This is a genomic window from Aureimonas sp. Leaf324, from assembly GCF_001423245.1.
Taxonomy (GTDB): domain Bacteria; phylum Pseudomonadota; class Alphaproteobacteria; order Rhizobiales; family Rhizobiaceae; genus Aureimonas.
This window is the reverse complement of the sequence record NZ_LMOH01000001.1, coordinates 107,801-130,505: the sequence shown is the minus strand read 5'-3', so window position 1 is coordinate 130,505 and position 22,705 is coordinate 107,801. Positions and strand designations below refer to the sequence as shown.

Sequence of the window (22,705 nt, the reverse complement as noted above, 5' to 3'; positions counted from 1 at the left end):
TTCAGACGATACCGCCGCCAGACGCCCGCGCGGCCGGACGCTCACCGGCGACGCGGGCACGATAGCCGCTCGTCCGGAAGGCCGCGACGGGATCGATAGCCCCGCCCGCATCGAGCCGAGCCCGCGCCAGGATCGGCTCGACGTCGAGGCGGAAGCCGGCCTTCAGCGTCTCGGAGGCCATCATGGCGTCGTTCTCGTCCTGGTGCCCGCGCAGCGCATCCCGGTCGACGAGTAGCGCCTGCGCGTAGGCACGCCGGATCTCGCTTGCCGAGCGGATCAGGCTCTCGATCGGATCGGTGACGTTGTGCGACTGGTCGATCATGTAGGACGGGTGGAGCGCGTCGAGCCGCCCCCCGGTCTCGACCAGCTCGTTGAAGACGAGGAACAGGCGGAACGGATCGATCGACCCGGCGTCGAGGTCGTCGTCGCCGTATTTCGAATCGTTGAAATGGAAGCCGCCGAGCTTCCCGGCGTGGATCAGCCGCGAGACGATCTGCTCGATGTTGACGTTCGGCGCGTGGTGCCCGAGGTCGACGAGGCAGAAGGCCTTCGGTCCGATTTCCATCGCCGTCATCAGGCTCGTGCCCCAGTCCGCCATCACGGTGGAGTAGAAGGCCGGCTCGTACATCTTGTGCTCGGAGAAGATGCGCCAGTCGTCGGGCAGCCGCCCGGTGATGCCTTTCATGGCTTCGAGGTAGCGCTCGAAGGAGCGCCCGAGATCGCTTTGGCCCGGGAAATTGGAGCCGTCGCCGACCCACACCGTCAGCGCCTTCGACCCGATGGCGGCACCGAGTTCGACCGTCTCGAGGTTGTGTTCCACCGCCTGCGCGCGAACCGCCGCGTCGACATGCGAGAGCGAACCGAACTTGTAGGAGAGCGGCTGACGCGGGTCGTCTGGTTGATCCTGGAACGTGTTCGAATTCATCGCGTCGAAGGCGAGGCCGAGTTCTTCGCCCTTGGCGCGCAGGTCCGCCGGGTCCGCCTTGTCCCAGGGGTAGTGCAGCGAAACCGCCGGCGTCGCGCCGCCGAGATCGTGGATGACGGCGCAGTCGTCGAGCTTCTCGAAGATGCCGCGCGGCTCGCCGGCGCCGGGAAAGCGCGCGAAGCGCGTGCCGCCCGTGCCGACGCCCCAGGACGGGACGGCGACCGAGAAGGTCGAAACCTTGCGCGTCACCTCGTCGATCGACACGCCGCGGCGCGCGAGCTTTTGCCCCAGCGCGGCGTAGTCCGCCTCGTGATCGACGCGCAGCCGCTCGTTGGCCGCCTCGATGACGTCCTTGTGGATTCTCATGGCTTGCCCTCCCGGCGGCCGGATGGATGAACGCGTCAGCGCGTGAACGAAATCTGGTTGCCGGCGTCGACGTTGACGATGTTGCCGGTCGACTTGGCGGAGAGGTCGCTGGCGAGGAAGTAGACGGCTTCCGCGATGTCCTCCGGAAAGACCGAGCGCTTCAGCAACGAGCGAGCGCGGTAGTGCTCCTCCAGCTGGTCCTCGCCGATCTTGGACGAGGCCGCCCGCTGCTCGCGCCACTCGCCGTTCCAGATCTTCGATCCGCGCAGCACCGCATCCGGGTTGACCGTGTTGACGCGGATGCCGGCGTCCGCGCCCTCCAGCGCCAGGCAGCGCGCGAGATGGATCTCGGCCGCCTTCGCGGTGCAGTAGGCCGAAGCGCCGGCCGAGGCCGCCAGACCGTTCTTCGATGCGATGAACACGACGGCACCGCCGAGCTTCTGACGGCGGAACAGGCGGAAGGCCTCGCGCGACACGAGGAAGTAGCCGGTCGCCAGAATGTCGATGTTGCGGTTCCAGACTTCCAGCGTCGTGTCCTCGATCGGCGAGGCGGACGCGATGCCGGCGTTGGAGACGAGGATGTCGAGACCGCCGAACTCGGCGACCGCATCGACGAAGCCCTTGGCCACCGCCGCCTCGTCCGTCACGTTGACGAGGACGCCGCGAACCTGATCGGCGCCGAAGCTCTTCGACAGCTCCGACTTGGCGCCGTCGAGCGCGCCCTCGTCGATGTCGGCCAGCACCACGCAGGCGCCTTCCCGCAGCAGCCGCTCGGCGGTCGCGCGGCCGATGCCACCCGCCCCGCCGGTGACGAAGGCGACGCGCCCGGCGAGCGATTTCGGCTTCGGCATCCGCTGAAGCTTCGCCTCTTCGAGCAGCCAGTACTCGATATCGAAGGCTTCCTGCTCGTCCAGTCCCTGGTAGACGTCGACGCCGGACGCGCCGCGCATCACGTTGATCGCGTTGACGTAGAACTCGGCGGCGATGCGCGCGGTCGCCTTGTCCTTGGCGAACGACATCATCCCGACGCCGGGCACGAGGTAGATCACGGCATTCGGGTCACGAATCGCCGGGCTGTTGTCGTGGCGGCACCGCTCGTAATAGGCGCGGTAGCCGTCGCGGTAGGCCTCGATCGAGGCGTCAAGACCTGCAACGACCGCATCGACGTCGCCGTCGAACGGTAGGACCAGCGGCCGGATCTTGGTGCGCAGGAAGTGGTCGGGGCACGAGGTGCCGAGCGCGGCCAAGGCGTCGAGATCATGCGATCCGACGAACTGCAGCACCGCATCGGAGTCGTCGAAATGGCCGATCTTGCGCTCGTCCTGGCCGATGCGCGCCCGAATTTCCGGCATCAGCCGGGCCGCGATTCGGCGGCGCTCGTCCGGCGCAAGCGGCGCCCTGGCCTCGCCGCCGAACGCGGTCTTGCCGGCGAGCTGGCCGTCGAACCATTCGATGGCGCGGTTGATGATATCAAGCGTCGTCTCGTAGCATTCCTTCGCCGTGTCGCCCCAGGTGAAGAGGCCATGGCTCTCGAGGACGACGCCCTTGGCGTTCGGATGCTCGGCGGCAAAGCGCGACAGTTCCAGCCCCAGCTCGAAGCCCGGACGACGCCAGCCGAGCCAGCCGATCTCGTCGCCGTAGATTTCCTGCGTCAGCTCGCGCGAGCGCCTGGTCGCGGCGATCGCGATCACCGCGTCGGGGTGCATGTGGTCGACGTGGCGGTAGGGAAGATAGGCGTGGAGCGAGGTGTCGATCGAGGCGGCGCGTGGATTGAGGTCGAAGGTGCAGTGGTTGAGAAGGCCGACCATCGCGTCCTCCTGCTCGACGCCGCGATAGATCGATCGCAGCTGCTCCAGCTTGTCCATGTACAGCGTGGCGAAGCCGTCGAGCTTCATCGTGCCGACGTCGCCGCCCGACCCCTTCACCCAGAGCACGGTGACCTCGTCGCCGGTCAGCGGGTCCTTCTGCTGGACCTTGGTAGAGGTGTTGCCGCCGCCGTAGTTGGTGATGCGCTTGTCGGAGCCGAGGAGGTTGGAGCGGTAGAGCAGACGCTCGGGCTCGCTCATCGCGGCTGCGCGCGAATCGTCCCAGCGGTTTTCCAGCAGTTTCGTCGCCGCGCTCATCGCCAACCTCTTATCGGAATCGCCGCCCGCCCCTCGCGTCCTCCGCGTCGGATCGGCGCGCGGACCATCCTCCCCCTGCGACGGGATGTCAACAGAAACGATCACAACCGATCATGATGCAGCGCACAATGATCGAATATGATCGGGCGTGATTGACATTTGGGTGGTGTCGTTCGATGGTTCGTTCCGGGAGGACGAGCATGCATGAACGCGAACGCCAGCGGATGATCCTGAGTGCTCTGAAGGGGCGCTCGGTCGGCACCGTGCAGGAGTTCGCGGCCCTGACCGGCGCCTCCGAGGCGACGATCCGTCGCGACATCCAGGCCCTCTCGGCGGCGCGTCGCCTGCGCAAGGTTCGCGGCGGCGCGGAGGCCCTGTCGTCCTCCGTGCCGGGGCTGCCGGGCGGCTCGGATCTCGCCCTCGCGCGGACCATCAACGTGGCGGAGAAGCGCGCGATCGCCCGCGAGGCCGCGCGTCTTTGCGAAGATGACGACGCCGCGATCATCAACGGCGGCTCGACCACGTTCCAGATGGTCCATTTCCTGACCGACGCCAGCCTTCAGGTGATGACCAACTCGTTTCCGATCGCCGAGCATCTGATGCAGCATTCGCGCTGCACGGTCCTTCTGCCGGCGGGCGCCGTGTACCGCGCACAAGGGCTGATCCTCTCGCCGTTCGAGGCGGACGGAACGGCGCATTTCCGGGCGCGGCGGATGTTCATGGGCGTCCAGAGCATCTCGGCGCTGGGGCTCGCCGAGACCGATCCCCTGATCATCCAGTCCGAACAGCGGCTGATGCGGCAGGCGGACGAGCTCGTGATCCTCGCCGACCATTCGAAGTTCGCCAATCGTTCGAGCCTGCTTCTCGCGCCGCTGGAGCGCGCGCAGATCCTCGTCACCGACGAGTCGATCTCCGACAAGGACGCGGCGATGGTCGAGGCAGCGGGTGTCCAACTTGTCGTCGCCAGGGTCGAGGGAGGCATGAATGGCCAGCGCGCCTGAGGAAACGCTCGCTTTCCGCATGGTCCTGAAACCGGGGCAGGCCAAGGCTTATCGCCGCCGGCACGACGACATCCCGGCCGAACTTCTAGCGCTGCTGCGCGACGCCGGGGTTCGGGACTATTCGATCCATCTCGACCCGGAGACGAACCACCTCTTCGCCATCCTGAAGCGGCCGGCCGACCACGGCATGGATGCCCTGCCACAGCAGGAGGTGATGAAGCGCTGGTGGGCGATGATGGCCGACATCATGGACACCAACCCGGACAACTCGCCCGTGGTCACGCCCCTCGAACCCATGTTCCGGATGGATTGAGCGCATGGATCGCCCGGCCCGTCACGTCGCCGTCATCGATATCGGCAAGACCAACGCCAAGGTGGTGCTGCATGATCTCGCCGAACGGCGCGATCTGGCGTTCCGCTCGACCGCCAACACGGTGCGGCGCGACGGGCCCTATCCGCACTACGACCTAGACCGTCTCTTCGCCTTCGTCGTCGCGTCGCTCGGCGAGGTGGCGGAGGGATATCCGCTGGACGCCATCGCGATCACGACGCACGGCGCCTCGATCGTGCTGGTGGACGGTGACGGCCTCACCCTGCCGATGATCGACTACGAGTTCGACATCGCCGGTCCGGAAAGCGACGCCTACGACGCCGAGCGTCCGGCCTTTTCCGAAACCCTGTCGCCGCCGATGGGGCAAGGCCTCAATGTCGGGCGGCAACTCTACTGGTTGCAGACGCGCTTTCCCGAGGCCTTCGCCAGGACGCGGTGGATCCTCACCTACCCGCAATACTGGGCATGGCGCCTGACCGGCATCGCGGCGGTCGAAACGACCTCGCTCGCCTGCCACTCGGATCTCTGGTCCGCCGAGCGAGAGGACTATTCCTCGCTTGTCGACGCGATGGGCTGGCGCCCCCTCTTCCCCGAGCGGCGCTCGGCCTTCGAGACGCTCGGGCCCCTCCTGCCGGACATCGCCGATCGCGCGGGTCTCGGCGACAGGGGCCGCATTCCGGTAGCCTGCGGCATCCACGATTCCAACGCCTCGCTCCTGCCGCACCTCCTGTCGCGGTCGACGCCCTTCTCGGTCGTCTCCACCGGAACGTGGATCGTGAGCTTCGCGATCGGGGGGCGCGGCGTGCGGCTCGATCCCGCGCTCAGCACGCTCGGCAATGCCGACGCCTTCGGACGCACCGTGCCGTCCGGCATCTTCATGGGCGGACGCGACTTCGACGTGCTGACCGAAGGTCAACCGGAAATGCCGGATGAATCGACGGTCCTGTCCGTGATCGAACGCGCCAACATGGCCCTGCCGGGCCAGACGCGCGGGAGCGGCCCCTTTCCGCATGGTCCGGGCGGCTGGTCGGTCGACCCTCGCACCCTGTCCAACGCCGAGCGCACGGCGGCCGCAAGTCTCTACGCGGCGCTTTCGACCGACGCGGTCCTGCGCAACATCGGTGCCGACGGACCGACCATCGTCGAAGGACCGTTTTCTCGAAACGATCTTTATCTGAGAGCGCTGCGCGAATTGACCGGGCGACCCGTCGTAGCGCCGGCCGAGGGGACGGGCACGAGCGCGGGCGCAGCGCTTCTGGCGCTCGGCCCCGATGCTGCGATACAACCGTCTGCCGAGCGCGCCATCCTCGATCGGCCCCTGCCGAATCTCGACCGGTATCGTGCGGCATGGGGCGCGACGGCTGGAGCATCTCGTCTGGAGGAGACGGCATGACCTGCGATCGCCCGGACGCCGCGCCGGCCATCAGCAACGATCCGGCGCTCGAGATCATCCTGCGTGGGCCCGGCGAAAGCATCCGCTGGGCCAAGCACGACTACCCGCATCATCTCGCCAAATGGCATCGCCATCCCGAATACGAGTTGCATCTCGTCACCGCCGGGCCAGGTCGAATGATGGTCGGCGACTATGTCGGGCCGTTCCAGGAGGGCTGCCTCGTCCTCGCCGGTCCCAATCTTCCGCACAACTGGATCAGCGATCTCGACGCTGGCACGCGCTTGCCCGACCGCGACGTCCTCGTTCAGTTCGACGCCGCAATCTGCGACACGCTGGTCAACGGCTTCAGCGAGTTTTCCGAGCTTCGCGCCCTTCTGAGGGACGCGGCGTTCGGCGTCGAGTTCCTCGGCGAGACGGCCGAGCAGGGACGCAGAAAACTTTGCGCCATGGAACATCAACGGGGCGCCGGGCGGCTGGTGTCCTTCCTGTCGCTTCTGGCGGGTCTTGCGGCCCGGCCGGAAGAGCGGCGGGTTCTGGCGCGATACGCACCGTCGCTCGGGCTCCACACCTCCGCCTCGCGTCGCCTCGACCGCGTGATCGCTTTCATCAGCGAGCGCTACGCCACGGATATCTCCCTCGGGGAGGCTGCTGCGGTCTGCAATATGGAGGTGACGGCGTTTTCCCGCTTCTTCAAACACCAGACGGGCCATAACTTCACGTCTTACGTGAACCGGATGCGCGTCCAGCAAGCCTGCGCGCTTCTCACCGGAACCGACCTGCCCGTGACCCGCATCTGCTACGACGTCGGCTACAACAACACCGCCAACTTCAACCGGCAGTTCTATGCGGTCTGCCAGCAGACCCCGTCGGCCTACCGGGACGAGTCGCGCCGCATCCGCACCAACCGCGCCGGCGAGACGCGGGCCGCCTAATATATCGGCCAAAAAAGTTTGGAATGTCGTGCGTAGAGGCGTCGCGGGTTGGTGGGAAGCCACCTAGCGTCTCGGCAGCACGGACGAGGATCAAGGGGGAGAGTCGGTCATGCGGAACATCGACGCACTGAGGGCGAGCACGGCGGGCGACCAGCGAGCGCTGGTTCTGGAGGCCAAGGACAAGCTCGCGCTGCGCGACTGCCCGGTGGAGGAGACGCTCGGCGCCCACGACGTGCGCATCGCGATCCACACGGTCGGGATCTGCGGCTCCGACGTCCATTACTACACGCACGGCGCCATCGGCCCCTTCGTGGTGCGCGAGCCCATGATCCTCGGCCATGAGGCCTCCGGCATCGTGACCGAGATCGGCTCGGCGGTGACGACGCTGAAGCCGGGCGACCGCGTCTGCATGGAGCCGGGCATTCCCGACCCCAACAGCCGCGCGACGCGCCTCGGGCTCTACAATCTCGACCCGGCCGTCCAGTTCTGGGCGACCCCGCCGGTGCACGGCGTGTTGCGCCCGAGCGTGGTGCATCCCGAGGCCTTCACCTTCAAGCTGCCGGACAACGTGTCGTTTGCCGCCGCCGCGATGGTCGAGCCCCTGGCCGTCGGCGTTCACGCCGTCACCAAGGCCAAGGCGGCGCCCGGCAACGTCGCGGTCGTCATCGGCGCCGGGCCGATCGGCCTCGTCACGGTGCTGGCGGCGCTCGCCGGCGGCTGCGCCCATGTCATCGTGTCCGACATCGACGACACCAAGCTCGAGATCGCCCGCAAGCTCGGCTCGGTCTCGACCGTCAACGTGTCGCGCGAGAATCTCGTCGAGGCCGTGAAGGCGCGGACCGAGGGCTGGGGCGCCGACGTGATCTACGAATGCGCGGGCTCGGAAAAGGCCATCGCGACGATCTTCGAGCCGCTTTGCCCCGGCGGCGTCGTGGTGTTCGTCGGCATCCCCCTGTCGAACCCGTCCTACGACGTCTCGCAGGCGATGCTGAAGGAAGCGCGCGTCGAGCACGTGTTCCGCTACGCCCATGTGTTTCCGCGCTGCGTCGCGATGCTGGCGTCCGGCGCCGTCGACGTGTCGCCGCTGATCACCCGCACCTTCACGTTCGACCAGAGCGTCGAGGCGTTCGAGCTCGCGGCGAAGGCGCCCAAGGGCGAGGTCAAGATGCAGATCGAGATGGGCATCGGGGACTGAACCACCCCGCACCATCCACCGCGTTCGGGAGGAACGAGGATGAACTTCAAAGGTAGGACCGCCATCGTCACCGGTGCCGGAAAAGGCATCGGCCGCCACGTCGCGACGCTCCTGTCGGAGCGCGGCGCCGATGTCGTGGCGCTCGGGCGAACGGCTTCCGATCTCGAAACGCTGGCATCCGAGATCGGCTGCCGCACGATCACCGTCGATCTCGGCAATGCCGCAGCGGCTCGCCGCGCGACCGAAGAGGCGCTGCCGGCCGATCTCCTGGTCAACTGTGCGGGGATCAACATCCTCGAGCCGTTCCTCGAGATGAAGGACAAGTCCTTCGACGAGGTTCAGGCGATCAACGTGCGCGCCGCTGCCATCGTCTCCCAGGTCTTCGCGCGCGACGTGATCCGGCGCGCGGTGCCGGCTGCGATCGTCAACGTGTCCTCTATCTCGTCCTTCCTCGGCTTTCGCGACCACGCCGCCTACTGCGCCTCGAAGGGGGCGCTGGACGGGCTGACGCGCGTGATGGCCAACGAGCTCGGCCCCCACCGCATCCGCGTCAACGCCGTGAACCCGGGCATCACCCTGACGGAGCTCGCGCGCGTCGCCTGGAGCGCGCCGGAGAAGGGCGGACCGATGCTGGCCCGTACCCCGGTCGGCCGCTTCGCCGAGACCGGAGACGTGGCCGAGACCATCCTGTTCCTGCTCTCGGATGCCGCCGCCATGATCCACGGCCACGCCATGCCGATCGAGGGGGGCTTCCTTGTCAATTGACGTCGCGCCGATCATCGCGCTGCGCGGGATCGAGAAGGCCTTCGGGCCGGTCTCGGTGCTGAAAGGCGTCGATTTCGACCTTCGTCCCGGCGAAGTGCACGCTCTGATGGGTGAGAACGGCGCCGGCAAGTCGACGATGATCCGCATCATGTCGGGTGCGCACCAGCCGAACGCGGGCACCGTCGAGATCGACGGGCAGGCGCGCAGGCTGGACGGTCCGCGGGACGCGCAGGACCAGGGCATCGCCGTGGTCCACCAGGAACTCCTCCTGTTTCCGGCGCTCACCGTCGCGGAGAACATCTTCGTCGGCCATGCGCCCCGCACCGCCCGCGGCACGCTCGACTGGGCGACCATGCGGCGCCGGGCACGCGAAATCCTCGACCGGCTCGACTGCCCGGATCTCGACGTCGACGAGACCGTCTCGAAACTCTCGGTCGCCAACCGCCAGCGCGTCGAGATCGCACGCGCCCTGTCGAAGAACGCGCGCGCCCTGATCATGGACGAGCCGACCGCAGCGCTCGCGGAAGCCGACGTCCGGCGCCTCCTCGACGTCGTGCGCTCCTTACGCGCGCAAGGGGTCGGCATCATCTACGTCAGCCATCGCATGAACGAGATCTTCGAGATCTCCGACCGCGTCACCGTGCTGCGCGACGGCAAGACGATCGCGACGAAGCCCGTCGGCGAGGTCACCGAGGCCAGCCTCGTCTCGATGATGGTCGGGCGCGATATCGACGAACTGTTCCCGAAGGAAGACATCCCGATCGGCGAGACGGTGCTCGAGGTGCGCGACCTCGCCCACGCCGGCAAGGTGCGCGACGTGTCCTTCTCCGTGCGCGCCGGCGAAATCCTTGGCATCGCGGGCCTCGTGGGCTCGGGCCGCACGGAACTCGCGCAGACGATCTTCGGCGTGACGCCCGCGACGTCGGGCGAGATCCTGATCGACGGCAAGCCGGTGAAGGTCGGCAGCGTGCGTGAGGCGATCGACAAGCGCATCGCCTACGTGCCCGAAGACCGGGCCCAGCACGGCCTCGTCCGGCCGCAGACCATCCGCGAGAACGTCTCGATGGCGATCCTCGACCGCCTGACGCGCCGCTCGGTTGTGGACACGGCGCGCGAGAAGGCGCTGGCCGAAGACGCCATCAAGCGGTTCGCCATCCGCGCCCGCGGTCCGGGTCAGGTCGTCGCCCAGCTTTCGGGCGGCAATCAGCAGAAGGTCGTCATCGCCAAGTGGCTGGCCACCGACCCGCGCATCCTCATCCTCGACGAGCCGACGCGTGGCGTCGACGTCGGCGCCAAGACCGAGATCCACAAGCTCATGAACCAGCTCGCGCGCCAGGGGCTCGCCATCATCATGATCTCGAGCGAACTGCCCGAGGTGCTCGGCATGAGCGACCGTGTCCTCGTGATGAACGGCGGGCGGATGACGGCGATCCTCGACCGCGCCGACGCCACGCCCGACGCTGTCGGCACCGCCATGATGACGGGACACGCGGCATGAAGGGCCCGACGCTTTCCCGCCGCCTGTCGTCGTCCGGCCAGGAGCTGCTGCTGGTCGTTGCGATCGCTGCGCTCTTCCTCGTGGTCGGCTGGATCAACCCGCGCTTCATCTCGCAGAACAACTTGACCTCGATCTTCGTCGGCAATGCCTACATCGCGGTCGCCGCGATCGGCATGTCGATGGTCATCATCTCCGGCCATATCGACGTGTCGGTGGGCGCGCTGATCGGCGTCCTGGCCACCGTGTCGGGCATTCTCGTGACCAACGGCTATCCCGTCTGGCTCTCGTGGCTCCTGCCGGTCCTGATCGGCGGCGTCGTCAACGCGGGGCTGGGCGCCCTGATCGCCTATCTCAAGGTGCCGTCGATCATCGCGACGCTCGCCATGCTCTCCATCCTGCGGGGCGGCCTGATCACGGTGACGGGCGGCGCCTGGATTTCCGGCCTTCCGCCCGCGTTCCAGCTCGCGCAGTTCCGCCTCTTCGAGGTGCCCTCCCCGGTCTGGTTCATGATCCTCATGACCATCGGCTTCGCCTTCATGCTGCGCTCGACCGCCTTCGGCCGCGCCATCTACGCGGTCGGCGGCAACCCGGAAGCGGCCGAGGCGTCCGGCATTCCCTATAAGGCGACGATCGTGAAGGTCTTCGCGCTGCACGGGCTCATCGCCGGCGTCGCCGCGATCCTCTTCGCCACGCAGCTTCAGGTGATCCAGTCCACCGTCCCGAACGGCCTCGAACTCATAGTCATCACGGCGTCGGTGGTCGGCGGCGTCTCCATCCTCGGAGGCATCGGGACCGTGGTCGGCTCGACGCTCGCCGCCATCCTCTTTGCCGCCATCGGCTCGTCGCTGATCTTCCTCAACGTGTCGGCCTACTGGCTACGCGCGGTGCAGGGCATCCTCATCCTCGCAACGGTGCTCGCCGACATGGCGCGGCGCGGGCGAGCGAGCTGAGGGAGGAGAGAACCATGACCTTTCGCTCCCTCCTTCGCCACGAGGCGATCCTCGCGCTGATCCTCGCGCTCGCGCTGGCGATCCTTGCCGTCGACAACGAGCGCTTCTTCACCGCGGCCAACCTTCTCAACCAAGGACGGCTGCTCACCGAGGTCGGGCTGATCGCGGTGGTGATGACCTTCGTGATCGTCACCGGCGGCATCGACTTGTCGGTCGGCTCGATCCTCGGCCTCTGCGCGATCCTCATCGGTGTCTTCTGGAAGACGCTTGGGCTGCCGCTTCCCGTCGCCGTCGGCCTGTCCATGGTGGTGGGAACGCTGGCGGGCTTCGTCAACGGGCTCATCATCACGCGCTTCCGCGTGCCGCCGCTGATCGCCACGCTGGCGACGCTCGCCCTCTATCGCGGCCTTGCCGAAGGCATCAGTCAGGCGCAGTCGATCCGCGGCTATCCGAAATGGTTCTTCGAACTCGGACAGGGCGACGTGTTCGGCGTTCCGACGCAGCTCTGGCTTCTGGCCATCGTCGCCTTCGCGGGGTTCTTCATCCTGCGCTACACGGCCTTCGGTCGGGCGACCTATGCCATCGGCAACAACGAGGCGGGCGCGGCCTTCTCCGGCATCGATGTCGCGAAGACCAAGCTCTGGATCTACGCCGCTTCCGGCTTCGTCTCGGCGCTCGCAGCCGTCGTCTTCGTCAGCCGCGTGTCGACCACGCGCTCGGACATGGGGTCGGGCATCGAGCTCGACGTCATCACCGCGGTGGTGCTCGGCGGCACCTCGATCTTCGGCGGGCGCGGCCTCGTCGTCGGCACGCTGCTCGGCCTCTGCCTCGTCCAGGTCCTGAAGAACGGCCTCGCGCTTTCGGGTGTTCGAGGCGACGGCACCATCGTCATCATCGGAGCCGTGCTGATCGCAGCCGTGCTCATCTCGAACTTCCTCAGCCGCTATTCCGGCGACTGAGGCACTGCTCCGGCCGGCAGCGGCCGGGACTGAAGACCAGCCCAACGTCATCGTGGAGGAGACAACGGCATGCGCACCCTTCTGGCAATTCTCGTCGGCACCAGCCTTCTGACCGCACCGGCCATGGCGCAGAGCGCCTGGACCGGCGGCGACGACCAGCCCGCCAACCCGCTGGCCTGCGACGCCAGCGTCACGGCCGTGCCGCCCGGCGACTACAACGGCGGCGTGCCGACCGGCGCGCCCGACCGCAAGGGCAAGCCCCTGAAAGTCGTCGACATTCCGAAGCTCGTCGGCGTCGGCTACTTCAACTCGACGGCGGCCGGCATCCAGGAGGCTGCCAAGGAGCTCGGTTCGATGACCGTCACCACCGACGGTCCGACCAAGGCGAACATCGACGAGCAGATCACCTTCATCGACAATTACATCACGTCGGGCGTCGACGGCATCTTGTTCGCCGCGAACGACCCGGTCGCCATCGCGCCGGTGCTGAAGCGCGCGCTGGAAGCCGGCATCAACGTCGTCGGCTATGACGCCGATGCCGAAGCCGACGCCCGCCAGTGGTTCGTGAACCAGGCCGAGCCGAACGGCGTCGCCAAGTCGATGATCGACCAGCTCGCCTCCGAGATCGGCGAGGAAGGCTCGTTCGCGATCGTCACCTCGACCTTCACCACGCCCAATCAGGCGCGCTGGATCACCGAGATGGCGGCCTACGCCGAGAAGTGCCACCCGAAGATCAAGTTCCTCGAGACGGTCGAGGCGCAGGAGGACAACATCCTGTCCTTCAACCAGGCGCAGACGCTGATCAACAAGTACGGCGACGAGCTGAAGGGCATCCTCGGCATGACGTCGGTCGCGACGCCGGCCGCCTCGGAAGCGGTGCAGCAGCAGAACCTGTGCGGCAAGGTCTCGGTGGTCGGCCTCGCGCTGCCCAATGCGATGAAGCCTTACATCAACAACGACTGCATCAAGTCGACCATCCTCTGGTCGACCGTCGACCTCGGCTACGCCGCCGGCATGGCGATGCGGGCGGTGGCCGACGGCACGCTGAAGCTGGGTGACACGACCTTCAAGGCCGGCCGCCTCGGCGACCTCCAGATCGTCAACCAGAGCCAGATTCTGCTCGGCGCGCCGAAGGTCTTCACCAAGGCCGACATCAACAACTTCGACTTCTAAGGCGAAGCTGCCTCGCAAAAGCGGCGTCGGTTCCTCCGGGAACCGACGCCGTTTGCGTTTGGCGAGAGGCTGAAAGGCACCCTGTCAGGAACTCGGCTCGACGCTGCCGCGATGTTGGAGCCACCGCGCCATCCACCAGCACAGGAAGGCCCAAGCCGACCCGGCGCACCATCCGGCCAGCACATCGGTGGGATAGTGCACGCCGAGATAGACGCGGCTCGATCCGATCAGGAGCGTCAGCACGATCGCGACCCCCATGAAATAGGCGCGCATGACGATCCCACGCTCCGACCGGGCAAGCAGTGCGCCGAGCGTCAGGTAGGTGACCGCCGACAGCATCGCGTGGCCACTGGGGAAGCTGAGGCTGTGGACGTCGACGAGATGGGCCACGACGTCCGGTCGCTGCCGGTCGAACCCGATCTTCAGGAGGTTGGAGAGGATCACGCCTCCCACGACGGCAACGGCCATCATCAGGGCGGAGGCGCGCTTGCCCTTCATCAGAAGATAGGTAACCGCCAGAAGGAGGATGAGCGAGAGGACCGTGTATCCGCCGAGCGCGGTCAGGTCCCGCATGATGGCTTCGACCCAGAACGGGCCGATCGGATCCGCCGGATCGGTCGGGCTGCGCAGCGCCCGCAGGATCGCATCGTCGAACGCGTGGGTTTCCCCTTCCCGCATTTCGCTGGCGATGGTGAGGAAGCCGAAGAGCGATGCGGAGATGATGCCGAAGAAGGCGAGCCCCCGAACCTCCACCTTCCGCAGGATCGGGATGCGTCCGAGATCGGGACGCCGGGGCGACAGGCGGGAGGCGGGCGGGGTCGGTTCCATTCGCGGCAACATATGTCGCGCGCTGGAGTGGGCGAGTGGGCGGGCGGACCCATCGATCCGTCCGCCCGGTCGGGACGACTATCGTCCCTTGTTGGCCTCGATCCAGGCCCGCAGTTCGGCGATCTCTTTCTCCTGCGAGGAGATGACGTCACGCGAAATCCGGGTCAGCGTCGGATCGTTCTCGCCGCTGTCGAGATAGGCGCGCGCCATGTCGATGGCGCTCTGGTGGTGCGGGATCATCATGCGGGCGAAGTCGAGCCCCGGTCGCCCGGTCATCGGCTCCTGCGCCATCGCCTGATGCATCGTGTCCATCGCCCGCATCATGCGCTGGCTCGCCGTCGGGCTGCCGGGTTGCGACGGTGCGCCGTGTCCCATCGCGTCATGGTCCATGGCGCCGTGGCTCCCAGCGGGCTCAGATGGATCCTGGGCCCGGGTGGCCACGAGCGGCGCTGCCGCGAAGAGGGCGAGAGCGAGAAGCAGAGGCGCGCGGCTCATTGCATGGCTCCCATCCGCCGGCAGTGCTCCGCGCACTCTCGGCACGCGCGCACGCATTCGGCCATGCCGCCGACCCGTTCGCAGTCGTCGGCGCAGGCCGAGCAGATGTCGGCGCAGGCCGCGCAGGAATGTCGATGGGCGTCCGATCCCGTCAGCATGATATGGGCCGACGCCCGGCACATCTCGGCGCAGGCCGCCATCAGGCGAAAGTGCGCGGGTTCGGTGTGGTCTCCGCCGGCCTCGAGGCAGTGATGCATGGCGGTCGAGAGGCATGTTCGGTAGCAGGCGAGGCAGGCGTCGATGCAGGCCTGCATGTCTTGCGGATGAGGGGTCATGGTTTCGCTTTCGAAACTGAAATCTGGGATGCCGGTCGTCGGACGCGCCTTCGCGCCCACCGGCAGCGGTCGTCAGATGCGCCCGCTCCGTCGCGGAGGCGGCAGCGGCACCGCGACGGTTCGCCCCTCCCCGGCCTCGTCCGGCATCGACGTGCTGACCGTCATCGGCCAGCGGTCGAAGGTGTCGTCCACCGACAGGAGGGGAACCGCCGGCAGACAGTGCGCGACGCAGCAGCTGGCGGTCGTACCGTTGTGTCCCGGCGGCGAACTCTTCGTTCGAAGGGCTGCCGTGTCCGGACAACCGCTATGCGACGCGCGTTCGATCGGGTGGGCATGTGCGGCCCTGATCGTCGGCGTGCCGTAGGCGAAGGCGAAGACCAGCACCATCAGTGTCGACAGAACCTGCCGCCAGCAAACTGATGATGTTTTCGCGTCACGCCAGCCCATGGTCCACAAGGTGCCAAGCTCGCGGACCATTTCAAGGGACGATGCGTCCGCGAGACGTTTGCGGCCTGAGGCTGAACTTGCGGCGCGCGCACTCCATCTCTCCGCCAGCAACAGCAACGGAGGCCACGATGGCCGATACGCCGGACGATACCCCGCCCGAATCCAAACTGACCCGCACCAAGCAGGAATGGGCCCGGCTCGGCCGGTTTCTGACGGGGCGGCAAGAGCGTCCCGAAAGCGACCGCCTGCCGCCGGGCCAGCATCTCGTCAAGAACTGGCCGGTCCTCGACCTCGGCCTTCAGCCGGACGTCTCGACAGAGCGCTGGCGCCTGCAGATCAACGGCGCGGTGGAAGATCCGCAGATCTGGGACTGGGCCCGTTTCCAAAGCCAACCGCAGACCGAGGAGACCACCGACATGCACTGCGTGACCACCTGGTCGCGCTATGACAATCGTTGGGCGGGCGTGTCGACGCGCGACCTGATGGCAGCCGTCCGCCCGCGCGAGGATGCAGCCTTCGTGGTGCTGGGATCCTACGACGGCTACACGACCAACCTGCCGCTCTCCGATTTCGCCGCGCCCGATGCGATGCTGGTCCATTCGTGGGAAGGGCGACCGCTCACGAAGGAGCACGGCGGGCCGGTGCGGCTGCTGGTGCCGCATCTCTACCTCTGGAAGAGCGCCAAATGGCTGCGCTCGATCGAGTTCCGCACCGCGGACCAGCCGGGCTACTGGGAGGTGCGCGGGTATCACAACCGTGGCGACCCTTGGACGGAAGAGCGCTACTCCGACTAACGAAGTCGCCGGCTTGCCGCTGGCCTTCCCGCCCCTCCCCGGCCCACAATCGCCCGACGATTCGGCCGGGAGGGCCGCGCGGGAGGGCAGACGAATGGACATGGGTCTGAAGGGCAAGGTCGCGGTCATCACCGGCGGCTCGGTCGGCATCGGGCTGGCGGTGGCGGAAGGGTTGGCGGCGGAAGGCGCCAACGTCATCCTCGCCGCGCGGGGCCGCGAGCGGGCCGAGGCGGAAGCGGAGCGCATCGCAGGCGCACACGGCGTCGAGGCGCTCGGCGTCGAAGCCGACGTGTCAACGACCGAAGGTGTCGATGCGATCATCCGGGCAGCCGAGGAGCGCTTCGGCGGGACCGACATCCTGATCAACAATGCCGGCACCGGCTCCAACGAGACGGTGATGGACGCGCCCGACGACAAGTGGCAGGCTTACTGGGACCTGCATGTCATGGCCGCCGTGCGTCTCGCGCGCGGCGTCATCCCGCAGATGCGCCGACGCGGCGGCGGGGTGATCCTGCACAACGCCTCGATCTGCGCGGTCCAGCCGCTATGGTACGAGCCGATCTACAACGTCACGAAGTCGGCGCTGATGATGTTCTCGAAATGCCTCGCGACCGAGGTCGTCGGCGACAACATCCGCGTCAACTGCATCAATCCCGGCCTCATCCTCACGCCCGACTGGAAGAAGACGGCGCGCCAGCTGACCGAGAATTCCGGCGGCGACTGGGAGGGCTACCTCCAGGGCGTCGCCGACGAGCATGCGCCGATCAAGCGCTTCGGTACGCCCGAGGAACTCGCCAATTTCTTCGTCTTCCTGTGCTCGGACAAGGCGACCTATTCGATCGGCTCGACCTACTTCGTCGACGGCGGCATGCAGAAGGGTCTCTGAGCCCTCAGCTTGCGGGGCCGAGATAGGTGTCGATCAGCGCCTCGACGCTGGCGTCCCGCTCGCGCCCCGTGCGCCCGCCCAGCACCACGACGATGACGCCCCGCCCGTTGCGCCGCGCGCTGGCGACGAGGTTGAAGCCGGACGCGTTGACGAAGCCGGTCTTCATTCCGTCGACGCCGGCCACCCGGCCGAGCAGCTTGTTCGTCGCCGCGTAGTGGCGCCCGCCGTAGTCGAAGCCCTCGGTCTTGTAGAGCGAGGCGTACTGCGGAAAGCGCTTGCGGATCTCGTAGCCTAGTCGAGCCATGTCGCGCGCGGTCGAGATCTGCGCCTCGTCCGGCAGTCCGCTCGGATTGGCGAAGTTGGTGCGCGTCATGCCGAGCGAGCGCGCCTTGCGGGTCATGGCAAGGGCGAACGCGTCGTCGGTGCCGCCGAGCGTCTCGGCGACGACGGACGCCACGTCGTTGGCGGATTTCACCGCCAGCCCGAACATCGCGTCGCGCACCCGGATCGTGTCGCCCGGCCGTAGCCCGAGCTTCGAGGGCGCGCGCGAGGCCGCGAAGGCGGTGACCGGCATCGCGTCGTCGAGCCCGATGCGCTTGGCCTCGATCGCCTCGAACAGCATGTAGAGGGTCATCAGCTTGGTCAGCGACGCAGGATGGCGGAGGCCATCCGGGTCGTCCGCCTGGAGGACCCGGCCCGTGTCCATGTCGACCACGATCGAGGCCGGCATCCGCTCGGCGACGGCCTCGGCCCCGACCATGAGGGCCGGCGCTTTGGTCGGCGGAATAAGGCCGGCGCGCACATCGCTGCGCGACAAGTCCATCGACTGGCACGAGGCCAGCGCGACGGACAGAGCGAGGGCGGACGCGATGCGCAGGCGGCGGACGAAGGCCGGGCGGCCGGGACGGTTCGACGACAAGGGCTGAAATCCGGCTGAATGCAATCGTTCGATATCGAGTAGCACGGCAAACGTTTCAGTAAGCTTGCCGTAGCAGCCGGGTGACCCGATGCCGCTGGCCGTCGCGCGCGGTGCTCCCAGATACCGGGATCGAACAAACGGTTTTCATTTTTCGCGATCGAAAGACCCGCCCATGTCCTCCATCGAAACGCCCGTCTGGTTTATCACCGGCTGCTCTACCGGCTTCGGCCACGAACTCGCCAAGCTGGTGATCGCGCGGGGCTGGCGCCTCGTCGCCACGGCGCGCGACAAGGCGCGCCTGCAGAGCCTGACCGATCTCGCCGAGGACCGTGTCTTGGCCCTGTCGCTCGACGTGACCGATCGCGTGGCGATCGATGCCGCCGTGAAGGCGACGGAAGAGCGGTTCGGACGGATCAACGTTCTCGTCAACAATGCGGGCTACGGCTACCAGGCCTCGATCGAGGAAGGCGACGACGCGGAGATCCGCGAGCAATTCGACGCCAACGTGTTCGGCCTCTTCGCGATGACGCGCGCCGTGCTGCCGATCATGCGCCGTCAGCGGTCCGGCCGGATCCTCAACCTCACCTCGCAGGCCGGGTTCATCGGCTTCCCGGGTTCGGGCTACTATGCCGCGACGAAGCATGCGGTGGAGGGCTTCTCCGATGCGCTGGCGGCCGAGGGCGCGCCGATCGGCATTCAGGTGACGTGCGTCGCGCCCGGCCCCTTCCGCACCGACTGGGCCGGCCGCTCGCTGCGGCAGACGCCGAACGCGATCGCCGAATACGCCGACACGGCGGGCGCACGGCTCAAGTCCACCTCCGAGATCAGCGGCAAGCAGGCCGGCGATCCCGTGCGCGCGGGCGAAGCGATGATCCGCATCACCGAAATGGACAAGGCGCCGCGCCACCTCGTGCTCGGCAAGGTCGCCTATGACGGCGTGACGGCGAAGCTGAAGCAGAGGCTCGCCGAGATCGAGGGATTGAAGGACCTCAGCCTGTCCGCCGACTTCCCGGACGCCTGAAGGCGCCTCATCCGCCGTTCTGCTGGATCAGGTCTTCGATGCTCATGGCGTCGAGCGCAGCCGGTGCCGCCGGGGCCGGCTGCACCATCTGCCGGGCGATGCGGCTCTGCCGGACCGGCGCCCGCATCACGGCGGGTGCCGGCGCCTGCGCGGCGGCCAAGGTCCGCTCGGGCGGCGTGAACGGCAGTCGGCCTTCCTTCTCGGCCGCGATCCGCTCGGCCACCATCGACTGTGTCGACGTCGCGTTCCTGCGCTTCTCGTAGAACGAGTTGCCGCCCTGGATCGTGACGTAGTGCATATTGGAATAGGGGTAGGAATAGCCGGCCGTGTGGAAGAACATCGCCTTCTGCACCTCGGAATGCCGAGCCCCACGCAGGACCTGACGCGCGGTCTTCGTGGCAAGGTCCCGCCCCTTGCCCATCGGCTTCGACAGGACGCCGGGGGCGAACTGGTTCTTCTGTCCGACGACGCCGCAGACCGATTTCGGATACCTGCCGGATTCAAGCCGGTTCATCACCACTGTGCCGACCGCCAGCATGCCGGCCTCGGACGAGCGGTTGGACTCGAAATACATGGCGCGCGCGAGGCATTCCTCGGCGCCCATCCGCGGCTCCATCCGCGCGCAGCCGCCGGCCGTGCCAAGTGCGCCAAGGGCGAGAATCAGGAAAAGGCTTCGGCTCCGAGACATCCTGCGGCCCGCTTGCAACGTCGGGTGAATTTCGCCGGGGAAGCTTAAGAAGCCGTTGAACCTTTCGGATGCGAAAGGGCCGCCCTGCCGGGTGGCGGGACGGCCCTTCGAGACGTCTATCGAGGCTAAAGACTAGAGAAGCGCCGAAACGGCTTCGCGCTCTTCCGACAGCTCGGCCACCGTGCGGTCGATCATCTGGCGCTGGAAATCGCCGATCTCGAGCCCGGTGACGCGCTTGTAGGAGCCGCCCTCGCAGATGACCGGCACGCCGGCCATCAGGCCTTCGGGAATGCCGTAGGAGCCGTCCGACGACACGCCCATCGACACCCAGTCGCCGTCCGAGCCCTGGATCCAGTCGCGCATGTGGTCGATCGCAGCGTTCGCGGCCGAGGCGGCCGAGGATGCGCCGCGCGCCTCGATGATCGCCGTGCCGCGCTTGGCGACGGTCGGGATCAGCGTCTCCTTGTACCAGGTCTCGTCGCCGATCACCTCGGAAAGCTTGCGCCCGTCCGCCGTGGCGTTGGTCCAGTCGGCGAACATCGTCGGCGAGTGATTGCCCCACACGACGAACTTCTTGATCGCATCGACCGAGACGCCGGCCTTCTGTGCGAACTGCGTGAGGGCGCGGTTGTGGTCGAGCCGGAGCATCGCGGTGATGTTCTCGGTCGGGAAGTCCTTGGCGTTGGCGGCCAGGATCATCGCGTTGGTGTTGGCCGGGTTGCCGACCACGATCACCTTGGCGTCGCGCTTGGCGCCCTCGTTCAGGGCCTGGCCCTGCGTGCGGAAGATCTCGGCGTTGGCATTGAGCAGGTCGCGGCGCTCCATGCCCTGCGTGCGCGGGCGCGAGCCGACGAAGAACCCGGCGTCGATGTCGCGGAAAGCGGCCTTCGGGTCGTCGGTGATGACGACGTCCTGCAGCAGCGGGAACGCGCAGTCCTCGAGCTCCATCACGACGCCCTTCACGGCCTTCTGGGCCTGGGGCAGGTCGAGAAGCTGGAGCGCGACGGGGGTGTCCTTGCCGTAGACGTCGCCGTTGGCGATGCGGAACAGGAGCGAGTAGCAGATCTGGCCGGCCGCGCCGGTGACGGCGATACGTTTGGGCTGCGTCATGGAATAACCTTTCCTACCTTGCGGTCGAGGCGAGCATGCGGCCCTGCCCTAGCGCGATCCGCTCCGGCAATCCACGCCGAAAATGCGCAGTGCGATCCGAAGTGCGGCTTCCGATCGTCAGGGAATACGCCCGACCATCCGGTCCGAGGGAATGCTGACGCCCTTCGGAAGATTTTGCGCAGTTCCACCGTCGATCCCTTCCAATTTGGATCGGTTCGTATGACTGCCATATCGATTTAGGTTCAGCATCTTCCAATTCTGCGCAAAAAGTTCTGACGACGCGCATCGGGCGATTGTGTTTTTGCGCGATCGCGCTTTTACTCCGTTTCAGCGCGGCGGCTCTGGGGAGAGAGACGCCGAAGCCGCCCGGTTGCAACCGGCGGGGGAGAGAAACGGGGTCTCGGTCGGTTCGACCGTCGCCTCGACGGCTCGCCGGGGGCGAATCGCCCGGCCAGCAAAACGGCGTCGGCCAGGAGGGCCCGCCGATCATCAACGGGAGGAACATGATGTCGCGCAGCACCGTCCACCGCCTCGCCGGCCTCGTCGCCGGCACCGCCATCGCAGCCTGCCTGATGGCGTCCGCGCCTGCGCGAGCCCAGGACGACATCCTGATCGGCCTCGTCACCAAGACCGAAGCCAATCCCTTCTTCGCCAAGATGCGCCAGGGCGCCAGCGAGAAGGCCGCCGAGCTCGGCGTCAAGTTCCAGAGCTTTGCGGGCAAGTTCGACGGCGACCACGACAGCCAGGTCACGGCCGTCGAGAACCTCATCTCGGCCGGTGCCAGCGGCATCCTGATCGTCGCCAGCGACTCCAAGGCCATCGTGCCGGTCCTCGAACAGGCCCGTCAGGCCGGCATTCTCGTGATCGCGCTCGACACGCCGCTCGATCCCGCCAACTCGGCGGACCAGACCTTCGCCACCGACAACGTGAAGGCCGGCGAGTTGATCGGCCAGTGGGCCGCCAAGACGGTGTCCGACCCGAAGACCGCGAAGGTCGGCTTCCTCGACGCCATCGAGACGCAGCCGACCGTCGACGTCGCGCGCGACCAGGGCTTCATGAAGGGCTTCGGCATCGATCCGAAGGACATGAGCCGCTACCTCGACGAGGACGACGCGCGCATCGTCGGTCACCAGTGGGGGGCGGGCTCCGAGGAAGGCGGGCGCACGGGCGCCGAACTCCTTCTCCAGAAGGACCCCGACCTCAACGTCTTCTACACGATCAACGAGCCGACCGCGGCCGGCGCCTACGAGGCGATCAAGGCGGCCGGCAAGGAAGGCTCCGTCGTGATCACCTCGGTCGACGGCGGCTGCCCGGGCGTCCAGAACGTCAAGGCCGGCGTCATCGGCGCGACCTCGATGCAGTATCCGCTGCTGATGGCCTCCAAGGGCGTCGAGGCCATCGTCAACTTCAAGAAGACGGGCGAGAAGCCGGCGGCAACGCCGGGCCTCGACTTCTTCAACACCGGCGTCGATCTCGTCACCGACAAGCCGGTCGACGGCGTCCCGTCGATCACGTCCGAGGAAGCCCTCAAGAAGTGCTGGGGCTGATCGTCTCCCCTTGAGACCAAGCGC

22 protein-coding genes and 1 pseudogene are annotated in these 22,705 nt (G+C 67.2%); 14 read left to right on the top strand and 9 right to left on the bottom strand.

What is annotated here, in order from left to right; all coding sequences use genetic code 11:
* Window position 1: 1 nt before the first annotated feature.
* Together rhaI and ASF65_RS00695 are read right to left on the bottom strand one after the other, a co-directional pair.
* Window positions 2–1,291, bottom strand: a complete 1,290-nt coding sequence (gene rhaI / locus ASF65_RS00700; RefSeq protein ID WP_055883687.1) for an L-rhamnose catabolism isomerase — start codon at window positions 1,289–1,291, stop codon at window positions 2–4.
* Window positions 1,292–1,326: 35 nt separating this feature from the next.
* A complete protein-coding gene (locus ASF65_RS00695; protein ID WP_055883684.1) occupies window positions 1,327–3,414 on the bottom strand; it encodes a bifunctional rhamnulose-1-phosphate aldolase/short-chain dehydrogenase in 2,088 nt (695 codons plus the stop codon).
* A 200-nt stretch (window positions 3,415–3,614) separates the two neighbouring features.
* Here ASF65_RS00695 and ASF65_RS00690 point away from each other — a divergent pair, with 200 nt between their 5' ends.
* From ASF65_RS00690 to ASF65_RS00645, 10 genes are all read left to right on the top strand, one after another.
* On the top strand, window positions 3,615–4,415 hold the full coding sequence (locus ASF65_RS00690) for a DeoR/GlpR family DNA-binding transcription regulator (RefSeq protein ID WP_055883682.1): 801 nt from the start codon (window positions 3,615–3,617) through the stop codon (window positions 4,413–4,415).
* The gene (locus tag ASF65_RS00685; protein ID WP_055883675.1) at window positions 4,399–4,728 is read left to right on the top strand and encodes an L-rhamnose mutarotase; all 330 of its coding nucleotides are present in this window, start codon (window positions 4,399–4,401) and stop codon (window positions 4,726–4,728) included. The genes ASF65_RS00690 and ASF65_RS00685 overlap by 17 nt, the downstream gene beginning before the upstream one ends.
* Window positions 4,729–4,732: 4 nt before the next feature.
* On the top strand, window positions 4,733–6,139 hold the full coding sequence (locus tag ASF65_RS00680; RefSeq protein WP_055883672.1) for an FGGY family carbohydrate kinase: 1,407 nt from the start codon (window positions 4,733–4,735) through the stop codon (window positions 6,137–6,139).
* Window positions 6,136–7,071, top strand: a complete 936-nt coding sequence (locus tag ASF65_RS00675) for an AraC family transcriptional regulator (protein ID WP_055883669.1) — start codon at window positions 6,136–6,138, stop codon at window positions 7,069–7,071. Before ASF65_RS00680 ends, ASF65_RS00675 begins: the two co-directional genes overlap by 4 nt.
* Window positions 7,072–7,180: 109 nt before the next feature.
* Entirely contained in the window at window positions 7,181–8,266 is a 1,086-nt protein-coding gene (locus ASF65_RS00670) for an NAD(P)-dependent alcohol dehydrogenase (protein WP_055883666.1), read from the top strand.
* Between the two features lie 39 nt (window positions 8,267–8,305).
* Window positions 8,306–9,031, top strand: coding sequence for an SDR family oxidoreductase (locus ASF65_RS00665; protein ID WP_055883663.1), 726 nt, complete (start codon window positions 8,306–8,308; stop codon window positions 9,029–9,031).
* Window positions 9,021–10,529 (top strand): sugar ABC transporter ATP-binding protein, encoded by a 1,509-nt coding sequence (locus tag ASF65_RS00660; RefSeq protein WP_055883659.1) that lies wholly within the window; start codon window positions 9,021–9,023, stop codon window positions 10,527–10,529. Before ASF65_RS00665 ends, ASF65_RS00660 begins: the two co-directional genes overlap by 11 nt.
* Window positions 10,526–11,479 carry an ABC transporter permease gene (locus tag ASF65_RS00655; RefSeq protein ID WP_055883656.1) on the top strand — a complete coding sequence of 318 codons (954 nt, stop codon included), beginning with the start codon at window positions 10,526–10,528 and terminating at the stop codon, window positions 11,477–11,479. The genes ASF65_RS00660 and ASF65_RS00655 overlap by 4 nt, the downstream gene beginning before the upstream one ends.
* Window positions 11,480–11,493: 14 nt before the next feature.
* Window positions 11,494–12,438, top strand: coding sequence for an ABC transporter permease (locus tag ASF65_RS00650; RefSeq protein WP_055883653.1), 945 nt, complete (start codon window positions 11,494–11,496; stop codon window positions 12,436–12,438).
* Between the two features lie 69 nt (window positions 12,439–12,507).
* Complete coding sequence (locus ASF65_RS00645) at window positions 12,508–13,611, top strand: substrate-binding domain-containing protein (RefSeq protein ID WP_055883652.1); 1,104 nt, start codon at window positions 12,508–12,510, stop codon at window positions 13,609–13,611.
* Between the two features lie 84 nt (window positions 13,612–13,695).
* On the opposite strand, the gene ASF65_RS00640 is transcribed toward ASF65_RS00645, so the two are convergent.
* The 4 genes from ASF65_RS00640 to ASF65_RS00625 all read right to left on the bottom strand — a co-directional run bounded on the left by ASF65_RS00640 (window position 13,696) and on the right by ASF65_RS00625 (window position 15,746).
* The gene (locus ASF65_RS00640) at window positions 13,696–14,439 is read right to left on the bottom strand and encodes a phosphatase PAP2 family protein (protein WP_082505075.1); all 744 of its coding nucleotides are present in this window, start codon (window positions 14,437–14,439) and stop codon (window positions 13,696–13,698) included.
* Between the two features lie 78 nt (window positions 14,440–14,517).
* On the bottom strand, window positions 14,518–14,934 hold the full coding sequence (locus tag ASF65_RS00635; protein WP_082505074.1) for a DUF305 domain-containing protein: 417 nt from the start codon (window positions 14,932–14,934) through the stop codon (window positions 14,518–14,520).
* Window positions 14,931–15,269 carry a four-helix bundle copper-binding protein gene (locus ASF65_RS00630; protein WP_055884920.1) on the bottom strand — a complete coding sequence of 113 codons (339 nt, stop codon included), beginning with the start codon at window positions 15,267–15,269 and terminating at the stop codon, window positions 14,931–14,933. The genes ASF65_RS00635 and ASF65_RS00630 overlap by 4 nt, the downstream gene beginning before the upstream one ends.
* A 72-nt stretch (window positions 15,270–15,341) precedes the next feature.
* Entirely contained in the window at window positions 15,342–15,746 is a 405-nt protein-coding gene (locus ASF65_RS00625; protein WP_156369117.1) for a hypothetical protein, read from the bottom strand.
* A gap of 98 nt (window positions 15,747–15,844) precedes the next feature.
* Here ASF65_RS00625 and ASF65_RS00620 point away from each other — a divergent pair, with 98 nt between their 5' ends.
* A complete protein-coding gene (locus tag ASF65_RS00620) occupies window positions 15,845–16,510 on the top strand; it encodes a sulfite oxidase-like oxidoreductase (protein ID WP_055883643.1) in 666 nt (221 codons plus the stop codon).
* A gap of 94 nt (window positions 16,511–16,604) precedes the next feature.
* Window positions 16,605–17,396, top strand: a complete 792-nt coding sequence (locus tag ASF65_RS00615; RefSeq protein ID WP_055883640.1) for an SDR family oxidoreductase — start codon at window positions 16,605–16,607, stop codon at window positions 17,394–17,396.
* A 4-nt stretch (window positions 17,397–17,400) separates the two neighbouring features.
* Here the strand turns inward: ASF65_RS00615 and ASF65_RS00610 are convergent, their stop codons facing one another.
* A complete protein-coding gene (locus tag ASF65_RS00610) occupies window positions 17,401–18,315 on the bottom strand; it encodes a D-alanyl-D-alanine carboxypeptidase family protein (protein WP_055883637.1) in 915 nt (304 codons plus the stop codon).
* A gap of 172 nt (window positions 18,316–18,487) precedes the next feature.
* On the opposite strand from ASF65_RS00610, the gene ASF65_RS00605 reads away from it, so the two are divergent.
* The gene (locus ASF65_RS00605; protein WP_055883636.1) at window positions 18,488–19,336 is read left to right on the top strand and encodes an oxidoreductase; all 849 of its coding nucleotides are present in this window, start codon (window positions 18,488–18,490) and stop codon (window positions 19,334–19,336) included.
* A gap of 250 nt (window positions 19,337–19,586) precedes the next feature.
* On the opposite strand, the pseudogene ASF65_RS21945 reads toward ASF65_RS00605, so the two are convergent.
* A pseudogene (locus ASF65_RS21945) lies at window positions 19,587–19,928 on the bottom strand (cell wall hydrolase); the annotation flags it as partial.
* Window positions 19,929–20,156: 228 nt separating this feature from the next.
* On the bottom strand, window positions 20,157–21,134 hold the full coding sequence (locus tag ASF65_RS00595) for a malate dehydrogenase (protein WP_055883630.1): 978 nt from the start codon (window positions 21,132–21,134) through the stop codon (window positions 20,157–20,159).
* A 572-nt stretch (window positions 21,135–21,706) separates the two neighbouring features.
* Between ASF65_RS00595 and ASF65_RS00590 the strand changes: the two genes are divergently transcribed.
* Entirely contained in the window at window positions 21,707–22,681 is a 975-nt protein-coding gene (locus tag ASF65_RS00590) for a substrate-binding domain-containing protein (protein WP_244486538.1), read from the top strand.
* The last annotated feature ends 24 nt before the right edge of the window (window positions 22,682–22,705 follow it).